This window comes from Aliinostoc maniaoense, assembly GCF_058172895.1.
The window spans coordinates 4,611,310-4,629,795 of the sequence record NZ_CP187952.1; the positions used below are offsets into that span (position 1 = coordinate 4,611,310).

Annotated in this window: 19 protein-coding genes; 9 read left to right on the forward strand and 10 right to left on the reverse strand. The window is 40.3% G+C overall.

What is annotated here, in order from left to right:
- Position 1: 1 nt before the first annotated feature.
- On the forward strand, positions 2 to 1,078 hold the full coding sequence (locus tag ACPZ3T_RS19950; RefSeq protein WP_490271196.1) for a hybrid sensor histidine kinase/response regulator: 1,077 nt from the start codon (positions 2 to 4) through the stop codon (positions 1,076 to 1,078).
- Between the two features lie 149 nt (positions 1,079 to 1,227).
- The gene (gene chlP / locus ACPZ3T_RS19955) at positions 1,228 to 2,448 is read left to right on the forward strand and encodes a geranylgeranyl reductase (RefSeq protein WP_490271197.1); all 1,221 of its coding nucleotides are present in this window, start codon (positions 1,228 to 1,230) and stop codon (positions 2,446 to 2,448) included.
- A gap of 121 nt (positions 2,449 to 2,569) precedes the next feature.
- Here chlP and ACPZ3T_RS19960 read toward each other — a convergent pair whose 3' ends face one another.
- Positions 2,570 to 3,412 (reverse strand): methyltransferase domain-containing protein, encoded by an 843-nt coding sequence (locus ACPZ3T_RS19960; RefSeq protein WP_490271198.1) that lies wholly within the window; start codon positions 3,410 to 3,412, stop codon positions 2,570 to 2,572.
- Positions 3,413 to 3,590: 178 nt separating this feature from the next.
- Between ACPZ3T_RS19960 and ACPZ3T_RS19965 the strand changes: the two genes are divergently transcribed.
- Positions 3,591 to 4,925 (forward strand): TrkH family potassium uptake protein, encoded by a 1,335-nt coding sequence (locus tag ACPZ3T_RS19965; RefSeq protein WP_490271199.1) that lies wholly within the window; start codon positions 3,591 to 3,593, stop codon positions 4,923 to 4,925.
- Between the two features lie 243 nt (positions 4,926 to 5,168).
- A complete protein-coding gene (locus tag ACPZ3T_RS19970; protein WP_490271200.1) occupies positions 5,169 to 5,864 on the forward strand; it encodes a potassium channel family protein in 696 nt (231 codons plus the stop codon).
- On the opposite strand, the gene ACPZ3T_RS19975 is transcribed toward ACPZ3T_RS19970, so the two are convergent.
- The 3 genes from ACPZ3T_RS19975 to queA all read right to left on the reverse strand — a co-directional run bounded on the left by ACPZ3T_RS19975 (position 5,845) and on the right by queA (position 8,341).
- Positions 5,845 to 6,021: a hypothetical protein gene (locus tag ACPZ3T_RS19975; RefSeq protein ID WP_490271201.1), complete on the reverse strand. Its 177-nt coding sequence runs from the start codon at positions 6,019 to 6,021 to the stop codon at positions 5,845 to 5,847. The genes ACPZ3T_RS19970 and ACPZ3T_RS19975 overlap by 20 nt on opposite strands.
- Entirely contained in the window at positions 6,018 to 7,100 is a 1,083-nt protein-coding gene (locus ACPZ3T_RS19980) for a tetratricopeptide repeat protein (protein WP_490271202.1), read from the reverse strand. Before ACPZ3T_RS19980 ends, ACPZ3T_RS19975 begins: the two co-directional genes overlap by 4 nt.
- 89 nt (positions 7,101 to 7,189) lie before the next feature.
- Entirely contained in the window at positions 7,190 to 8,341 is a 1,152-nt protein-coding gene (queA, locus tag ACPZ3T_RS19985) for a tRNA preQ1(34) S-adenosylmethionine ribosyltransferase-isomerase QueA (protein ID WP_490271203.1), read from the reverse strand.
- 305 nt (positions 8,342 to 8,646) lie between these two features.
- On the opposite strand from queA, the gene ACPZ3T_RS19990 reads away from it, so the two are divergent.
- Positions 8,647 to 9,036 carry a hypothetical protein gene (locus ACPZ3T_RS19990; protein ID WP_490271204.1) on the forward strand — a complete coding sequence of 130 codons (390 nt, stop codon included), beginning with the start codon at positions 8,647 to 8,649 and terminating at the stop codon, positions 9,034 to 9,036.
- A gap of 74 nt (positions 9,037 to 9,110) precedes the next feature.
- On the opposite strand, the gene ACPZ3T_RS19995 is transcribed toward ACPZ3T_RS19990, so the two are convergent.
- Positions 9,111 to 9,596: a YraN family protein gene (locus ACPZ3T_RS19995; RefSeq protein WP_490271205.1), complete on the reverse strand. Its 486-nt coding sequence runs from the start codon at positions 9,594 to 9,596 to the stop codon at positions 9,111 to 9,113.
- 15 nt (positions 9,597 to 9,611) lie between these two features.
- Between ACPZ3T_RS19995 and ACPZ3T_RS20000 the strand changes: the two genes are divergently transcribed.
- From ACPZ3T_RS20000 to ACPZ3T_RS20010, 3 genes are all read left to right on the forward strand, one after another.
- Positions 9,612 to 10,211, forward strand: a complete 600-nt coding sequence (locus tag ACPZ3T_RS20000; protein WP_490271206.1) for a pentapeptide repeat-containing protein — start codon at positions 9,612 to 9,614, stop codon at positions 10,209 to 10,211.
- 518 nt (positions 10,212 to 10,729) lie between these two features.
- Positions 10,730 to 12,832 carry a M3 family metallopeptidase gene (locus ACPZ3T_RS20005; protein WP_490271207.1) on the forward strand — a complete coding sequence of 701 codons (2,103 nt, stop codon included), beginning with the start codon at positions 10,730 to 10,732 and terminating at the stop codon, positions 12,830 to 12,832.
- Positions 12,833 to 13,702: 870 nt separating this feature from the next.
- Positions 13,703 to 14,554, forward strand: a complete 852-nt coding sequence (locus ACPZ3T_RS20010) for a universal stress protein (RefSeq protein ID WP_490271208.1) — start codon at positions 13,703 to 13,705, stop codon at positions 14,552 to 14,554.
- 83 nt (positions 14,555 to 14,637) lie between these two features.
- Here ACPZ3T_RS20010 and psbM read toward each other — a convergent pair whose 3' ends face one another.
- From psbM to tgt, 4 genes are all read right to left on the reverse strand, one after another.
- Positions 14,638 to 14,754: a photosystem II reaction center protein PsbM gene (gene psbM, locus ACPZ3T_RS20015; RefSeq protein ID WP_096604004.1), complete on the reverse strand. Its 117-nt coding sequence runs from the start codon at positions 14,752 to 14,754 to the stop codon at positions 14,638 to 14,640.
- A gap of 123 nt (positions 14,755 to 14,877) precedes the next feature.
- Entirely contained in the window at positions 14,878 to 15,174 is a 297-nt protein-coding gene (locus tag ACPZ3T_RS20020) for a 2Fe-2S iron-sulfur cluster-binding protein (protein ID WP_490271209.1), read from the reverse strand.
- A gap of 161 nt (positions 15,175 to 15,335) precedes the next feature.
- A complete protein-coding gene (locus ACPZ3T_RS20025) occupies positions 15,336 to 15,473 on the reverse strand; it encodes a photosystem II reaction center protein K (protein WP_006195022.1) in 138 nt (45 codons plus the stop codon).
- 108 nt (positions 15,474 to 15,581) lie between these two features.
- Positions 15,582 to 16,709: a tRNA guanosine(34) transglycosylase Tgt gene (gene tgt, locus ACPZ3T_RS20030; RefSeq protein ID WP_490271210.1), complete on the reverse strand. Its 1,128-nt coding sequence runs from the start codon at positions 16,707 to 16,709 to the stop codon at positions 15,582 to 15,584.
- A 411-nt stretch (positions 16,710 to 17,120) separates the two neighbouring features.
- Here tgt and ACPZ3T_RS20035 point away from each other — a divergent pair, with 411 nt between their 5' ends.
- Positions 17,121 to 17,498 (forward strand): DUF1036 domain-containing protein, encoded by a 378-nt coding sequence (locus ACPZ3T_RS20035; protein ID WP_490271211.1) that lies wholly within the window; start codon positions 17,121 to 17,123, stop codon positions 17,496 to 17,498.
- 191 nt (positions 17,499 to 17,689) lie between these two features.
- On the opposite strand, the gene ACPZ3T_RS20040 is transcribed toward ACPZ3T_RS20035, so the two are convergent.
- Entirely contained in the window at positions 17,690 to 18,142 is a 453-nt protein-coding gene (locus ACPZ3T_RS20040) for a hypothetical protein (protein ID WP_490271212.1), read from the reverse strand.
- Positions 18,143 to 18,486: the final 344 nt, after the last annotated feature.

An 18,486-nucleotide genomic window follows, 5' to 3' on the forward strand; every position in this document is an offset into this window, starting at 1 on the left:
AATGGACAATCAGCCTTGTATTCTAGTCGTTGACGATGAACCAGATAACTTTGATGTAATTGAAGCTCTACTATTTCGTGAGGGTTATGATTTAAATTATGCACCTAATGGTCAGCGAGCCATAGAACGACTAGAAATTATACAACCTGATGCCATTTTGTTAGATGTGATGATGCCCGATTTAGATGGCATTGAAGTATGCAAACGCATCAAAGCCAATTCTCAATGGCAGCATATTCCAATCATTATGGTAACAGCCTTGACAGCAAAAGAAGACATGGTGCGGTGTATGACCGCAGGTGCTGATGATTTTATCAGTAAACCAGTCAATGGTTTGGAGTTACGTGCTAGGGTAAATTCGATGCTGCGGATTAAGCAACAGCATGACAAGTTACAAAAATTACTCCAACTCAGGGAAGACATGGTAAAAATGGTCTTGCATGATATGCGTAATCCCCTGACATCTATTTTACTAGCTACCGAAATCTTACAGTTACCTGATTTTCCCCTTGCCAAACAGCAAAATAAAATTAATCAGATCATTATTTCTGTACAACATCTGCAATCTTTGATTGATGATTTATTGCTGATGGCCAAGTTAGAATCTGGCAAAATGATTCTCAACTTGCAAGAAGTAGACTTAAATCATCTGTGTGTATCAGCATTAAATAATTTTGAAGCGATCGCATCCCAAAAGCAAATTCAACTCATCAGTCAATTATCCCCATCTCATTTGAATGTCAACTTAGATGCTTTGATATTTCGCAGAGTCATAGATAACCTCTTATCCAATGCCATTAAATTTTCACCCAAAAATAGTTCCGTCATCTTGAGAACTGATGATTTAGGTACAGATGGGGTAATAGTGGAAATTGCTGATTCAGGATCAGGAGTTAACGAAAATCTCAAACAGGTAATTTTTGAGAAATACGAAATCGGCACAATTATGCCAGAAGTTTCACAACTAGGTTTAGGATTAGCATTTTGCAAAATGGCAGTAGAAGCACACGGCGGCAAAATCACCGTCGAAAATAACCAGCCTAAAGGGGCAGTGTTTAAAGTATTTCTCTCAACGTGACAATAACCATCTCGGTATGAGTTTTTGTATCAAAATATGAAGGAATGTTGCATTTCTGTCAAAACCTGAAGGGAAAGCGCGAAATCAGCCAAAAGACCGTGGTAGGATGCTTTCGGTAAACGGTAAATGTGAAGATTGGGAGAAGACCTTTGACACTACGGGTTGCTGTTGTTGGGTCAGGCCCAGCTGGTTCCTCTGCTGCTGAAACATTAGCAAAGGCTGGGATTGAAACCTATCTGTTTGAACGCAAGTTAGATAACGCCAAACCCTGCGGGGGTGCTATCCCTCTGTGTATGGTAGGTGAATTTGATTTACCACCAGAGATTATTGATCGTCAGGTGCGGAAGATGAAAATGATTTCACCTTCCAATCGTGAGGTTGATATCAATTTAATAAAACAAGATGAATATATAGGAATGTGCCGCCGCGAAGTGCTAGATGGCTTCTTGCGGAATCGGGCGGCGAAACTTGGGGCAAATTTAATTAATGCCACTGTTCATAAAGTAGATATACCATCAAATAATACAGATCCATATACTATTCATTATGTTGATCATAGTGAAGGTGGGGTACAAGGAATTACCAAAACCCTGAAGGTGGATTTAATTATCGGAGCAGATGGGGCCAACTCCCGGATTGCCAAAGAAATGGATGCAGGGGATTATAACTATGCGATCGCTTTTCAAGAGCGCATTCGTCTACCCCAAGATAAAATGGCATACTACAACGACCTTGCCGAAATGTATGTCGGTAATGACGTTTCTACTGACTTCTACGCTTGGGTTTTCCCCAAATATGATCACGTAGCTGTCGGTACTGGCACAATGCACATTAACAAAGCCAGCATCAAACAACTGCAAGCTGGTATTCGCGCCCGTGCCAGCGAAAAATTAGCAGGCGGTACAATTATCAAAGTAGAAGCTCACCCCATTCCTGAGCATCCCCGTCCCCGCCGTGTAGTTGGTCGTATTGCCTTAGTTGGAGATGCAGCTGGTTACGTTACCAAATCTTCCGGTGAAGGAATTTATTTTGCTGCCAAATCTGGAAGAATGTGTGCAGAAACCATCGTAGAAGTTTCCCAAAATGGTAGCCGCATTCCCACAGAAAAGGAAATCAAGCTTTATCTGCAACGTTGGGATAAAAAATACGGTCTGACTTACAAAGTTTTAGACATTCTACAATCAGTATTTTATCGTTCTGATGCTACCCGCGAAGCATTTGTAGAAATGTGTGCTGACCTGGATGTACAGAAACTTACTTTTGATAGTTATCTGTATAAAACAGTTGTGCCAGCTAATCCTATTACCCAACTCAAAATTACTGCCAAGACAATTGGTAGCTTAATTCGTGGTAACGCCTTAGCACCCTAATCTTAATTGACAATCCCCGCCGCTTTGGGGATTGGGCATGGGGCATTGGTATGTTCTTTCCCATGCCCAAAAACTCCATCCCCTTGTGGCTGGAGTTTTTCATTTGATATGTCCCTAGTTCCTACTTATACCCACACAATAAACCAAACTTAATTAACCCACGCTCATAACCGCGACTCATCAACCCTAGTGATAACGCTCCTTGAATAGTAGTCCAACCGGCGCGCAGTAAACCGAATATAGCTTGGGGAGTAATAGCGGAATCTATAACTATATTCCAAAATGGGGCTACAGCCTTTGACCAGTCAGCAGTGCGGATATTATTTAATGGTAATTGACGAGCGATCGCTTCATACTCCGGCAAAGAAATTACATAAGGCAAACAATACACCCGATAAATATCCTCTAAATGTTTTTGTTCATCTGCTGACAGAGGGAATTGATCAGTAGGGCGATGACACCATGTCACCATAATAAATCTACCACCAGGTTTTAAAACCCGATAGCACTCTTGCATAAACTTAGTTTTATCTGGCATATGTTCACCACTTTCCAGCGACCAAACTAAGTCAAAAGTACCATCATCAAAAGGCATGGCTTGAGCGTTGGCTACAAGAAACTGACTTCTATCACTCAAATCTGCTTCTTTAGCTCGCTCTGTGGCTCTAGCGGCTTGTACTGGACTCAAAGTAATTCCTGTAGCCTGAGCCTGAAACTTTTGTGCTAAATAGAGAGAACTGCCACCAATACCACAGCCTACATCTAAAATGTTTTCTACCTTCTCTACTTCTGCCCAACTCAACAGTTCTTCAATTAAATCTATTTGGGCTTGACGACGCTCTTTTTTTTCAGTCCCATCCACACCGTAATAGCCGTGGTGCATATGTTCACCCCAAATCTGTTCCCACAGACCAGAGGACGCATCGTAAAATTCCTGTATTCGCTGGTAAAGTGTTGCACTCATGAGGAAAGTAACGTTAAGACAGAACAAAGTTTAAAAAAACATATTCGTAGGCTACCATGTGTGTTTTTAATTAAATAAGAAACTTTTAATTTCCTGGGGGGTACAGTAAATAAACCCTCCTGGGAAAACATTATTGGCGATTTGTGTACCCCAAATTATTGGGAATTTTGAATTTTTTATGACTGTTTCTCGGACAATTTGCTTGGGATTCCTGACGGTCATCGTGGTAGGAACTATTTTACTCATGATGCCCTTTTCTACCAGTGATGGTACTTGGAATAATCCTGTAGTTGCATTATTCACATCAACATCCGCAGTTTGTGTTACTGGTTTAGCAGTAGTTGATACTGGTACTTATTTTTCTTTTTGGGGTCAGTTGTTTATTTTGATGTTGGCTCAAATTGGCGGTTTGGGATATATGACAACTACCACTTTTTTAATTTTGCTGATTGGGCGTAGGTTTGACTTACGCCATAAAGTCGCAATTCAACAAGCTTTAGATCGTCCAGGTATGAGTGGTAGCACTCACATTATCCGCTCAATTATTGCCACGACTCTGATTTTTGAAATTACAGGTATCTTTTTATTAATGCCAAATTTTGTTGCTGATTATGGATGGAATCAAGGGCTTTGGTTAGCAATTTTCCATAGTATTAGTGCTTGGAATAATGCAGGTTTTAGTTTGTTTCCAGATAGTTTGATTAGATATCAGTCATCTTGGTTAGTAGTCTTAACAATTACCTTTCTAATTATCTTTGGAGGAATTGGTTATCAAGTAATTTTAGAAATGTACATTTGGTTGCGTCATATAGTCTTGAAAAAAAAAGCAGCTTTACTATTTTCCCTAGATTTTAAAGTTGCCACCACCACAACATTAATCCTTTTAATCTTAGGAACAATTGCTTATTGGAGTATAGAAGTTAAAAATCCTCAAACCTTTGGCACAGCTAGTTTTAATGAGCAATTTTTACTGGCGTGGTTTCAATCAGTCACTAACAGAACTGCTGGCTTTAATACTATTGATATTGGCAAAATGACAACGGCTGGTTTATTTATTACCATTGCTTTTATGTTTATTGGTGCAAGTCCTGGCGGTACGGGAGGAGGTATAAAAACCACAACATTGAGAGTACTTACCAGTTGTACTAAATCAATTCTTCAAGGTAAAGAAGAAGTTTTGTTATATGACCGGAAAATAGCAATATCTTTAATTCTCAAAGCGGTTGGTGTTTTAGTTGGTTCTGTAGCTACTGTCATGTTAGCTACTATGTTGATAGCTCTCACAGACCCCAAATTAGAATTTATTCAAATTTTCTTTGAAACAGTTTCAGCTTTTGCCACAGTGGGTCTTTCCACAGGTATTACAGGTAGTGTTTCCACCGCCGCTAAAATCATTTTAATTATCACCATGTATGTAGGCAGAGTTGGTGTTTTACTGCTGATGGCGGCTATTCTCGGTGATCCTCGTCCCACTAGAGTCCATTATCCAGAGGAAAACTTGCTGGTAGGTTAGTTGGTGGAGATGGGGTGTAGGGGTGTAGGGGTGTAGGGGTGTAGGGGGCAGGAGAAGTAAAACTCTTTAATTTTGAATTTTGAATTTTGAATTTTGAATTTTTTTGCCCAATGCCCCATGCCCATTAGTTATCAAGTGACTGATAAAATGTAAATGATTACAGTCAAAATACAAACTTGATAATTAGTTGAGCCTACCAACCTTTTGCTGTAAATACAGGGATTAATAATAAGGATTACAAATGTGAATCTGGCATCGTTAGGATTTTTCCGCAGTTTACGTCAAGATAACCACCAATTTGCTGTGATTGGTTTAGGTCGTTTTGGTCGTTCTGTTTGTTCAACACTACATAAATTCGGCTATCAAGTGTTAGCCACTGATGTTGATGAAAAAAGAGTATCCGCAGCATTAACTGAACAGATAACTGGTCATGCTTTACAGTTAGATTCTACTGAACCGGCTGCACTCAAAGAAGCAGGAATTTATGAATTTGATACGGTGATTATTGCTATTGGTAACTACGTTCAGGAAAGCATTATCACTACTTTAAATGTCAAAGAAGGTGGTGTACCTCATGTAGTTGCTAAAGCTTCTAGTGAGGTTCACTATAAATTACTTAAGCGGGTTGGTGCAGATCACGTTGTTTTTCCTGAATATGAAGCGGGTTGTGCTTTAGCACGTAGCCTTACTAAACCCTCTATCTTAGATAGATTTGACCTTGACCCAGATAACAGTATTGTAGAAGTAATTGTCCCTGATGAATTTCACGGCAAAACTGTTGCAGAACTGCAATTGCGTAACCGCTATGGTTTGAATTTGTTAGCTGTAAGTCATGATGGTAAATTTCAAATTAATCCTGACCCTTACAAGCGTTTAGAACGGGGTTCAGCAATGGTAGTGATTGGTTGTAATAAAGATATTAATCGGTTGCCCATTTGATTGAAAGGGGCATGGGGTATTGGGCATTGGGCATTGGGCATTGGGCATTGGGCATTGGGCATTGGGCATTGGGCATTGGTATGTTCTTTCGCATCTTCCATGCCCAATAAATTCCCTTGCCCAAAAACTCTATTCCCTTGTGGGTTGAGTTTTTCATTTAGAGGATACAGGGGTATCACTGGAATTGTTCTCTACTGAATTTTTGGTAGGGTTTGGTGTCGGCTGAGAATTAGATGCTTGTTGCTGTTGAAGTTTTTGTTGGGCAATTTTTTGATCAACTTGCTGCATTAATTGTTCAGCTTTTTGTGCTTGTTCTAAATTACCTTGTTCACGGTATTGGTTATGAGCGCGTTTTAAGGCACTATTAGCTTTTTCCCAATCACCTTGGTTGTATAAAGTTACACCTAAATTATAGTAAGCTGAGGCATTTTTGGGGTCTTGGCGAACAGCTTGGGTATACACGGCAATAGCTTCAGCAGTTTGACCTTCCAGTGCCATTAAACTTCCCAGATTAGTGTAAGCTGAGGCATTTTTAGGATCTAGTTTGAGGACTTGCTGATAAGCAACGATCGCTTCCTCCATTTTGCCAGATTCTTGCAGGGCGATCGCTAAGTTATGATAGGCATTAGCATTATTACTATCAAAGTTAATCGCTTGTTGGTAAGCTGCGATCGCTTCTTGTAGTTGTCCTTGCTCGTAAAGTAATAAACCTAAATTATACTGAGTCGCTGCCCTTGTCGGCTCTACTACCAACGCTTGACGATAAGCTGTAATTGCCGCTTCTGTTTGTCCTTGGCGTTGCAATGCTAACCCTAAGTTATAATGAGCTTCTCCCAAGTTAGGATTAATTCTAATCGCCTCTCCATATTCCTGCACTGCTACATCTAGACGATTTTGCATCAGGAAAATATTACCTAAATAATTTCTCGCCATAGCGAGATTTGGATCTTGCTCTAATGCTTGACGAAAAGCATACTCTGCACCTTGCCAGTCACTGCGGTTGTAGCGTGTCACTCCCTGTTGGTAAAAAATAGCCGCGTCTAAATTTTGGGAGATGGGAGTTTGTGCTAGTACTTTACTATCTGGGAAATCAACAACTGTCGGTGCAGCCAACATCAACACAGCAGAGGCAGCACATAGAAGCCCTAGTGATGGCTTTTGCCAACGAGAAATGCGGTGACGGGTGATGGTAGACAATCCGCAATACCACTGTCTAGTAAGATGTTGTTTATACATAATGGCATCTCTGCATGAAGGTTTAGATCCTTATAAGTCAGAGTACCCACTGCTACATAAAAAATTAAAAATGGCAGAAGAAAAATTTATCAGTTACTTAACAACTGTTGAGTCCCTTCTGGCAAAATCAACATGGCATCCCCAAAAGAATAGAAGCGATATTGAGCAGCGATCGCTTCCTCGTATATATTTAATAATCTCTCTCTACCAATCAGCGCACTAACTAACATCAGCAAACTAGAGCGAGGGAGGTGAAAATTAGTGATTAACCCTTCCACTACTCGCCATTGATAGCCAGGATAAATAAATAAGTTGGTTTTACCACAAAAAGGCTGTAAATCCCCAGAAGCCGCCGCCGCCCCTTCTAAAGCCCGGACTGCTGTTGTTCCCACGGCAATAATTCGACCTCCTGCGGCTTGAGTGGCGCGGATTTGTTCTACTGTATCTGGGGGAACTTCAATCCATTCTTCGTGCATTTGGTGACTAGTGACATCTTCGACTTCCACAGGACGAAAAGTTCCCACACCAACGTGCAGCGTAATAAAAGCTTGATTGATACCGCGATCGCCTAACTTAGCAATTAATTCTGGAGTAAAGTGTAACCCAGCTGTAGGTGCAGCGATCGCTCCCGGTTGTTGGGCGTAAACAGTTTGATACTGTTCATCTGCGGCTTGGGACGTAGTAATGTAAGGCGGAAGCGGGATTTCACCAAATTTATCTAAAATTTGGATTAAGGATTGGTTATCTGGTAGATCAAATTTTAATAAGCGTCCGCCTGTAGCCTCATCTGATTCTAAAACCGTAGCAGCTAGTGGAGAACTAGAAACTGGGGAAAAACCAAATCTTCCTGGCTCAAAAAAGATTTGAGTGCCTATTTTAAAGCGTTTTCCCGGTTTAACCAGGGCTAACCAATAATTATGCTGGCGTTCTTCTAATAGTAAAATTTCGACTTCTGCACCAGTTGATTTCCGTCCATAAAGTCGTGCGGGAATCACTTTGGTGTTATTCATGACTAATAAATCTCCAGGGCGCAGGAGATCCGGTAAATCACGAAAAATGTGGTGTAATGGTGCTGTGGTCTTTCCTGTAGTCTGAGAATTGATCACCAACAGACGAGAACTATCTCTAGGAACAACCGGATTTTGTGCAATTAGTTCTGGAGGCAGTTCATAATCATACCCAGCTAATGAACAATCTAAATTTGCAGCTTGATTTGTATCGTGTGTTCCTTGATCAGACATTTGATTGTGATTAACTTGTAATAATAGCTGTTCCGTTGCCAGAGTGCTGTTAGGGTTAGTGGACAGTTTTCTCTGCGGGAAGGAGTGCTGAGTGTAGATGCACAGTAAAGAGTAGTCTTTTTTCCTATGCCCTATGCCCTATCCCCTATGACCCTGAGACTAAAAAAATCCGTGACACCCCTACAAGAATATCAAAATTGGGTAAAATTCCCCATACGAAAACGGGGGCTTTTACCCTACCGAGAATAGGGAGAAATTTACGAATATTAAAGATGTAGGATTGGCTTTGATCCAAAAGCACCATCATGGAATACTTGTATTATCTGGCAAATGCCAGTCTCACCTTGAGAGTAGTTCAACACTTGCACGCTAGACCTGAAATTCCTGTTTCATTCGTCACCGTGATTCATCAAATTGATGGTTGGGTGGTTAGGATCAAACTAAAAGAGCAGATTTCGCCGCAAGAGGATGGAGATATTCGCGCTTTTCTCAGTGAATTGGGAATTAGCTATGAGCCACCGATGCGGGTACAAATGGCACTTTGGAGTTTAGAAGCTGGGCAATATCCGGTTGATGTCATGCGTCGCTATCAAGTAGCGATCGTTTCTCATGGTAGTCCAGAAAGAGAAGAAATTGAGGCTTTTCGACAACAGTTTGTTCGCGGTTTGGGTTACTGTCCAGAAACTCTGGCGTAAACCATATGTGCTTAAATATACAAAACAGAATAGGGAAAATTTGGTAACTGGTATGATTAGTCTACAGTTACCAATCAATCCTCAAGCACCATATCGAAAGCCCCCGGAATATATTCTTGTAACTGTAATTGGTAGCCTGCAACCGATGAGATAGCCAAGACTTCAGAAATAGCCTTGGTATGAAGGTATTGTGGTGAAATTGGCTGACAACGAACAATCGCCACATCAAATCGACAAAAGTAATTTGCTTTGTCAGGATATTTAGCTAAAAATATACCAGCAGTCCGCGCAATTTTCGCCTGCTTTTTGAGAGTAATCGCATTTTTACCCCAAGTATCCCAATTACCGATACTGCGGGTTTTAACTTCTACAAAAGCCAGTGTAGAGTCTAAGTTGTTTTGGCTGGGATGAGGATATTCCGCGATGATATCAATTTCTCCCCAACGACAACAAAAGCGACGTTGTAGAATTAACCAACCTGTAGATTGTAACCATTGGGTTACAAGGTCTTCTCCTAAGTCCCCAATATCGGCATAATGTGATGGAGGAGGATTAACCATTGGCTAAAAATAGTTATGAACTCTAAGTTAAGCGATAGATTACACCCCATTGGAGGCGATCGCAAATTAGCTTCTAGACTGGATATATCCCCTACTCCCTTTGAGTTAGGGCATAAAAAATATCATCAAATTTTGCTCAATATACTTAGTTTATGCCTGTGGATAGTAGTCGGCATTACGGGAATTGCCGGTTTTTCCCCCACAGCTTTAGCACTTGATTACAACAAAGAAATTCTCATAGAGGCTGATTTTTCAGAGCGCGATTTAACAGACTCTAGTTTTACTAAAGCAAATCTACGTCAAAGTAATTTTAGTAACTCCAAGTTGCGGGGAGTGAGTTTCTTTGCTGCCAATTTAGAGTCGGCTAACTTTCAAGGAGCAGACTTAACAAATGCTACCCTAGACTCAGCTCGTGTCATCAAAACCAATTTGACGAATGCCGTTTTAGAAGGCGCGTTTGCTGCTAATGCCAAGTTTGATGGTGCAATCATTGACGGCGCAGATTTTACCGATGTGCTGTTACGTCCAGATGAAGTAAAAAAATTATGTAAGGTAGCTAAAGGAACTAATCCAACTACTGGACGTGATACGAAGGATACTTTGTATTGTCCTTAAGTTATAGCAGGTGACAGGTCACAGGTCAGTACAAGTTCTAAAGCTTGGGGATTTTGATCCTCTAGCTCCATTGGTGAGGCAGTTCACTCTTCTCTACGAGACGCTAGCGCGTTCACAAAGTGTCCCGCAGGGAGGGGGGTTTTCCCCATGTTGGCGTAAGCCTACCCGTAAGGGTGCGACTGCCGAACCCGTAAGCAACCAATCTTGTAAGGTTATGATGGGACTATGAACCAAGAATCCCCTGCCTGCAAGGGTCTATCCATTAGTTACATCTTTCTTAGTAATCTTGAAACCATGATTCTGTAAGCATCTTAAAACTTGAATTTTTAAGCATACTTGGCAAATTCGTACTTAGTATTCTCGCCAAAACAGCGTTTTTATTGAGAATGAACAACAAACAAATCAGGGTGATAAAAAACGTGAGCGAATACTCTCACAAATATTGAGAAAGATCCAGGTAATGGGTAGCTTGAGGCATGGGGAGTCTCAAAATCTGTATCTGTTGCTGATATATAACCATGAGTGCAAATACTACTATTCCTGAAAATCCTTTACTCAAAGGTTCTGGGCTGCCTCCTTTTGGAGAAATTACACCAGAACAAGTCATACCAGCCTTTAATCAGCTGTTGGCAGAACTCGACACCCAACTTACAAGCTTAGAAGCTAATATCCAACCTGACTGGAGTAGTTTAGTAGAACCTCTAGAAAAACTCACAGAACGTCTCTATTGGAGTTGGGGTATTGTCAGTCATTTAATGGGAGTTAAAAATAGCCCAGAATTACGCCAAGCCTATGAAAATGTACAACCACAGGTAATCCAGTTCATTAATAAACTCGGACAAAGCCAACCCATTTACAATGCTTTTAAAGAACTCCGTGCCAGTGATAGTTGGCAAAATTTAGCATCAGCTCAACAAAGAATTGTGACAGCTGCTATTCGTGATGCTGAACTGTCCGGTGTCGGCTTACAAGGAGAAGCACGGGAACGTTTTAATGCTATTCAAATGGAGTTAGCAGAACTTTCTACTAAGTTCTCCAATCATGTTTTAGATGCTACCAAAGCTTTTAGCTTAACCCTGACAACTCCAGCAGAAGTTGATGGTTTACCCCAAAGTTGGCTGAGTTTAGCTGCTCAAGCAGCTCGTGCAGCTGGAGCAGAAAAAGCCACACCAGAAAATGGCCCTTGGCGTGTGACATTAGACTTCCCCAGCTACAACCCCTTCATGCAGCACAGTACCCGTCGTGATTTGCGTGAAAAGCTCTACAAGGCATATATCACCCGTGCTTCATCTGGAGAGTTAGATAATCAACCCCTGATTGAGCGCATTTTGGAGTTGCGCCAAGAATTAGCTAATTTACTCGGATTTCAAAACTTTGCTGAATTAAGCTTAATTAGTAAAATGGCCTCCAATGTGGAAGCAGTAGAAGCACTGTTAGAAGAATTGCGATCGGTTAGTTATGATGCTGCAACCCAAGATTTAGAAGCACTCAAAGCCTTTGCTGCTGCTAAGGGAACAGCAGCAGCCCAAGATTTGCAACACTGGGATCTCAGTTTTTGGGCTGAACGCCAACGAGAAGAAAAATTTGCTTTCACCGCCGAAGAACTACGTCCTTACTTCCCCTTACCCCAAGTTTTAGAAGGTTTATTTGGTCTAGTTAATCGGCTTTTTGGTGTTACTGTCACCCCAGCTGATGGTCAAGCTCCAGTTTGGCATGAAGATGTGCGTTATTTCCAAATAGCTGATGAAACCGGCACTCCCATTGCCTACTTCTATTTAGATCCTTACAGTCGTCCCGCCGAAAAGCGTGGTGGTGCTTGGATGGATGTTTGCATCAATCGTAGCAAAATCACAGATAATGGTGTGACTAGTATTCGTTTACCTGTGGCGTATTTGATTTGTAACCAAACTCCGCCAGTGGATGGTAAACCTAGTTTGATGACTTTCTATGAAGTAGAAACTCTCTTTCATGAGTTTGGTCATGGTTTACACCATATGCTGACTCAGGTTGACTACAGTGGTGCAGCAGGAATCAATAATGTTGAGTGGGATGCTGTAGAATTACCTAGCCAGTTTATGGAAAATTGGTGCTATGAGCGTACTACTTTGTTTAGTATGGCTAAACATTACGAAACTGGGGAATTGCTACCAGAGCATTATTATCAAAAACTCCTAGCGGCTCGTAATTACATGAGTGGTAGCCTGATTTTGCGACAAATTCACTTTAGCAGCGTTGATTTAGAATTGCACTCTCGTTATCGCCCAGGTAGCAATGAAACGGCTGCTGATGTGCGTCACCGTATGGCTAAGACTACTACCGTCTTACCTCCACTACCAGAAGATGCCTTCTTGTGTGCCTTTGGGCATATTTTTGAAGGTGGTTATGCGGCAGGTTACTACAGTTACAAGTGGGCGGAAGTATTAAGTGCTGATGCGTTTGCTGCTTTTGAGGAAGCAGGACTAGAAGATGAAGAAGCTCTGAAAGCTACAGGTAGACGATATAGAGATACTGTGCTAGCTCTCGGTGGTAGTCAACACCCAATGGAGGTTTTTCAAGCGTTCCGGGGTCGTCAACCGAGTACTACTTCTTTGCTCAAACATAACGGTTTATTACCAACTTGATCTGAACATTACAATACTTTAGTTAGTGGGTGAGTTAGGAAGAATTTGGCAGTAATGGTATAAGGGTTATCTCACAGACTCTTACACTTTTACCCCAAATTCTTCGCGTAGTAGTCAATGTTGAGATGCGATTACATTAACTTCTAAAAATTTGTACAATTCACTCAAATTTGGATATTGACATTTATTGGATAATACTAAAAATACATCTCAAAACATTAGATATAATAATAGTCATTCCTGATTATCTTAAATATAAGTAAAATCTATAAATGTAGGGATTTGTTTAATATCTTATTGTGTTGTAACCCACCAAGTAGAAGTAGTACGAAATAGCAAGATAGGAGACTCTCACTAGCACGGCTAGGCACTAGCAAAATATAGAAGTAACAGCTTTTTGTTTCTCTATACCCCTACATCTCTGTGTTTTTTGAGAGATAAACACGATTCTTTTCTCCTTTCTATTCATTTTTACCTCTCACCTGTCCCCTGTTTTTTTAGAATTAATCATCATCTTAGCTACTCTTCGCAACTCCAGCTTTGCAATACTTAACGTTTCTCTAATTAAAATTATTTAATATTGATTAAAAAAAATAACTAATATCATCAATTCTGAAACTTATCAGGCAATATTGAGAGTAAGCTTAATTATTGAAACCTAGTTGAAAAGTTAAGGAAATAAGCCACAAACAAACTTAAAAAATCATTAGGATTTCAGAAAATTACACCTTTGGGTGTTAATTGACTAATGATAAAAATTTGCTTTGTGCTAGCTTAATAACTAGGTTGTTGAGCAAAGTGGTGACAATCTCATTGGCATTAACTACTAAAGATTAAACACCAAGCAACCTTAACAACAAAGAAGTAACAATGATAGAAAAGATTTTGCTAGCGGTTTCTGGATTAGGACACGCCGAAGAAATGCTTAAGACTTTGAAGGAAGTGCCATCAATCCAAAATGCAAAAGTGACAGTTCTCCACGTTGTTCCTGCTCAAAGCACTTCGGCTGCAATGACAGACAAATGGGAAGAAGGCGGCAAAATTCTAGCGAATGCCATTCAATCTTTGAATTTAGATCCTTCTCAAGTGTCTTCGATTTTACGCCAAGGTGATCCTAAAGATGTTGTCTGCCAGGTAGCAGATGAAATAGATGCTGACTTAATTATTATGGGTTCACGCGGACTAAAGCGTCTGCAATCAATTTTATCGAACTCTGTAAGTCAGTATGTGTTTCAATTGTCTTCTCGCCCCATGTTGTTGGTTAAGGATGACATTTATGTCAAGAGAATTAAACGCATCATGGTGGCGATGGATAACTCTGATGCTGCTAAACATTGCTTAAATTTAGCTTTGTTCTTACTGCAAGGGATTCAGGGTAGTCAATTAATTTTAGCTAACATCACAACTGATTTACGTGGTAAAACCTCAGAAGTAGCTGAAATTAGCCCAGATAAAAACCCAGTCTTAGCCGCAGCTGTAGCAGAAGCACAAAAATATGGTGTATCAACTCGTTGTTATACCAGTAGCGGTAAACCAGGAGAAGAGATTTGTCGTTTGACTGAACAATTGACCGTAGACTTATTATTACTTGGTTCTCCTGATCGCCGTCCATCCGTAGCGAAGAATTTTGTCGATATTGACCGACTCATCGGTGCTTCTTTGTCAGACTATGTCAGAGTTAATGCTACTTGTCCAGTTTTATTAGCACGGACAACGGCTTAAGCCTGTTTGGTAGTCTAGCCGTTAATCAGTAAAAACCCCTATTACCGAATGGTAGAGGGGTTTTTACCTTTAACAAACAATGATCAACTATCTTTTTTACCTTCGCGGCTAGCAGTTTGGATGTAAAGAACTATTAAAAATACAGAGGGAACTAATACGAACAGAATGCTCGCTACGAACCCCAGGTCATTAACTTGCATGGCAAGGAAGCCTCTCTTTAAATTTCCAGTCAACAATTTTAGGATAGCATCATCAATGCCAGTGTTAGCTCTTTTTTTTACTCAGGCAATGGCAAAAGCTGATACCAGGAAAAATCAACAAGATTAAGGTTTAGTGACTACGCTAACTGCACCATTAACTAAGGTTTGACAAGCTAGACGATAATTCGCGGGCTTTTTCTTGAGCATTCGATTTTCCACATCTGTAGGAGTAGAAAGATTTTCTATTCCTTCTACTATTTCGACTATACAAGTACCACACTGGCCATAGCCGCCGCAATTTGTGAGTTTGCCAATAAGTTTATAGATGTCAACTCCATTTTCCATTGCTTTTAGTCGCAAGTTAGCACCATCTGCGGCGATGACTTCTTTATTTTCTTTGACAAATTTGATGTTACCCATAACTAAATAATTCCTCTTTAACTGCACGCTGGCCGGGTTACACACCTATATTAATAATTTTTTCTTAATTATTACAAATAATTAAGAATTATCAAGATAGTATTGTGATAAAAAAATGGGACAGGTAATTTACCTATCCCATCAATTGATTATGTTTGAAGTTATCTAAATCCCACTGCTGCTTGCCATACAAAAGCAAGTAACAAAAAGAAAACGGGAATAACTGGGAGAACATCTACCAAAGGATCAAAGATTTGGTAGGCTTCAGGCAATTTTGCTAATAATAGTGCGGCTTCCATGTTTGTTTAAATCCACCTAATCCAACACAGCTTTCATAATTGAGATGTATCTTAACATGGTTTGGGCATTGGTAATTGGGCATAGGGCATGGAAAAAATTTTTTCCTTTCACCCTAGTTCTGCATTTTCGGATGAATTGAGCCAATGGCCAAATTCTGCCATGAAGCGATCGCTTAATATTGCTTCACGAATTTTTTGAGTAAAGCGAATCAGTTCGGTGATGTTATGAATGCTCAATAAGGTATAAGCTAAAATTTCTTGCGATCGCACTAAATGAGAAATGTAAGCCCGACTAAAATTTTGACAAGCATAACAAGGACAAGTTTCGTCTAATGGTGCGAAATCTTCACGAAACTTGGCATTTTTTAAATTCCAACGTTCACCGTTGACTATCGCTGTACCATGTCTAGCCCAACGGGTAGGAATGACACAATCAAATAAGTCTATCCCGGAAGCGATCGCAATTACCATTTCTCGATACGTCCCCACACCCATCAAATAGCGGGGTTTTTCCGGTGGTAACAAGGGTGCAGTCGCTTGGACAATTTGCGCCATCAGTTCTGGCGGTTCTCCCACACTCACGCCGCCAATAGCATAACCTGGTAAATCTAATTCAGTTAAAGCATGAGCAGCTTTAGCGCGTAAATCTAGATATACCCCCCCTTGCACAATCCCAAATAATGCTTGATCACTACGCTCATGGGCTACCATACAACGTTGTAGCCAACGGTAAGTGCGTTCAGTCGCAGCTTCCACCTCTTGACGTGTTGCTGGGTAGGGTGGACATTCATCAAAGGCCATAATCACATCTGCCCCTAGGATATTTTGAATCTCTATAGAGCGTTCTGGTGTTAACTTAATAATTTGTCCATCATGGGGAGAGCGAAAAGTTACCCCTTCTTCAGTAATTTTCCGCATTTCACTTAAGCTAAAGACCTGAAACCCACCAGAATCAGTTAGCATTGGCCCATCCCAACCCATGAACTTATGCAAACCACCACCACCCGCCACAATTGCTTCCCCTGGTTGGAGATGGAGATGATAGGTATTAGATAAAACCATCTGCGCCCCAGTTTCTTTTAATTGGGCTGGGGTAACAGTTTTGACATTAGCCAGCGTTCCTACAGGCATAAATCGGGGAGTTTCTACAACACCATGAGGTGTTAAAAATACCCCGGCTCTGGCTTTTGTTTGGCTACAACGAGCCAAAGATTGATAAGAAAAGATAGCACTCAAGGTAAAATCAGGCGATCGCTAATGGGAAAATTGGTTTGAGGGTTTTATTTCCTAGATATTTAGAAATCTGTTACTAAATATACCAGCAAATAAATCTTGATGTTTGCTTGTCGCTTTTTGTCTAATATCGATGCTTCGTTAACATAACACGTTGTTGCTGTCTTTCACTACCCTGAAGGAAAAAGTTGGTAAGAAAACAGTTTTCTTTTTGTTACCTAAAATTTCTGGAATTGATGGTATTGTCAGTGAATTTAACTAACAAATAAGTATGCCGACGTAATTAATTAGCTGAGGATTTTTATCCTCAAGTCAGTTAATCAATAGTCTGCGATTACTTTTAAATCAACTCCAAAAAATTTTTTCATCAACATGAAGGCTGTCAATTACTTATTTATTTCTGGGTTACTATCTATGCCCTTAGTTATGGGTACAGCTGTTGAGGCTAAAGCTGATTTGATTGTCTGTAATTCCTCATCTGATAAAGCTTATGTAGCCAAAGCTTGGTATTCAGAGGATAGTTGGGTAGCTAGTGGGTGGACTCACGTAAATTCGGGTGAGTGTGAAACAATTCTTACTGGTGATATGAGACGAGTTTCTGCTTATATCTATGCAGCTGATAACGAATGGCAGCCGTGGGAATTGCGAGATAGAAGAACAGCTACATTTTGTCTGAAACAATCATCTTTTAAAATTTTTGATGCGGATGGCAGTTGTTCTTCTAGTATGATTCCTAAAACTTTTTACAGAATAGTTTCAGACAAGTATGATTACAGACTTAGACTGAGATAATAGCTATATTATTGAGCCTCCGTGTGAGTTAAATTTTGCGTAGGGGGATGAGACAACTAAGAGGTATGTCAAGGCACTAGTTTCTGTTCTTCACTCTGTTGGAGATGAAGATGAGAAACTAGCTCAATTTTAGTTGTGTCACTCCACTACGTTATTGAAATGCTGGGGCTAAAATTTGGGTAAGCTTGTCTTTAGAAGGTATCAGAACAGTCATCATCAATTTCTGCATCCCATCTAGCAGCTAGCACTTCGTCCATCATAGCTTCGATCGCACTCACATTCCATTGTCTCTGTTGACGTTCTTGGAATGGGGTGGATAAGGGAATGAGTCGCAAACACATACCTTCTTGCATTAAATCAAAATAGGTTTGTTGTTGCGGAGACTGTTTGAGTTCCAAATAATCAAAACTCTCAACATTTAGGTAAAGCGCACTATTAGCGACTAAGGTAGACCTTTGCGGGTTAGCAAACACTTCCATCACATCCCCTTCACCCTCGCTCAGTAGCCTGTCTTCTTGGGTGTAGATGTAGTGGACTCGACCTAAATCAGCCAATAATCGCTTCATGTCGAGTTTATTCACAATAATGCCCGTGTTAACAATGCACGGAGCCGGTATCTTGGTGTGGGGTAGATGATGACTCATAAAAAAATTGCAAATGAGCGTAAGTGAGTCCAACACAGCTAGACAATTGCTTAGACAGGTTGTTGAGCCTCCATATAAAAAAATATCAACTTTTGAGAGCGATCGTCTAATTACCTAGAGTAAATTATGAACTTTTAGTTGCAAAACCAAATTATACTGTACGTTAATTTACTGTGTGGTAATTTTAGCTTGCTGAACTGCAATAGTATTGGGCTATAGTGAATTTAGGCAAACTACTCGATTACAGAGTCCAGCATAGCAAAATTTGTTCGCTGATCCCTTGATTAACAACAATCTTATTTAAAGATTTAAAATAAGACTTATGCAACGATAATTCTGTGATT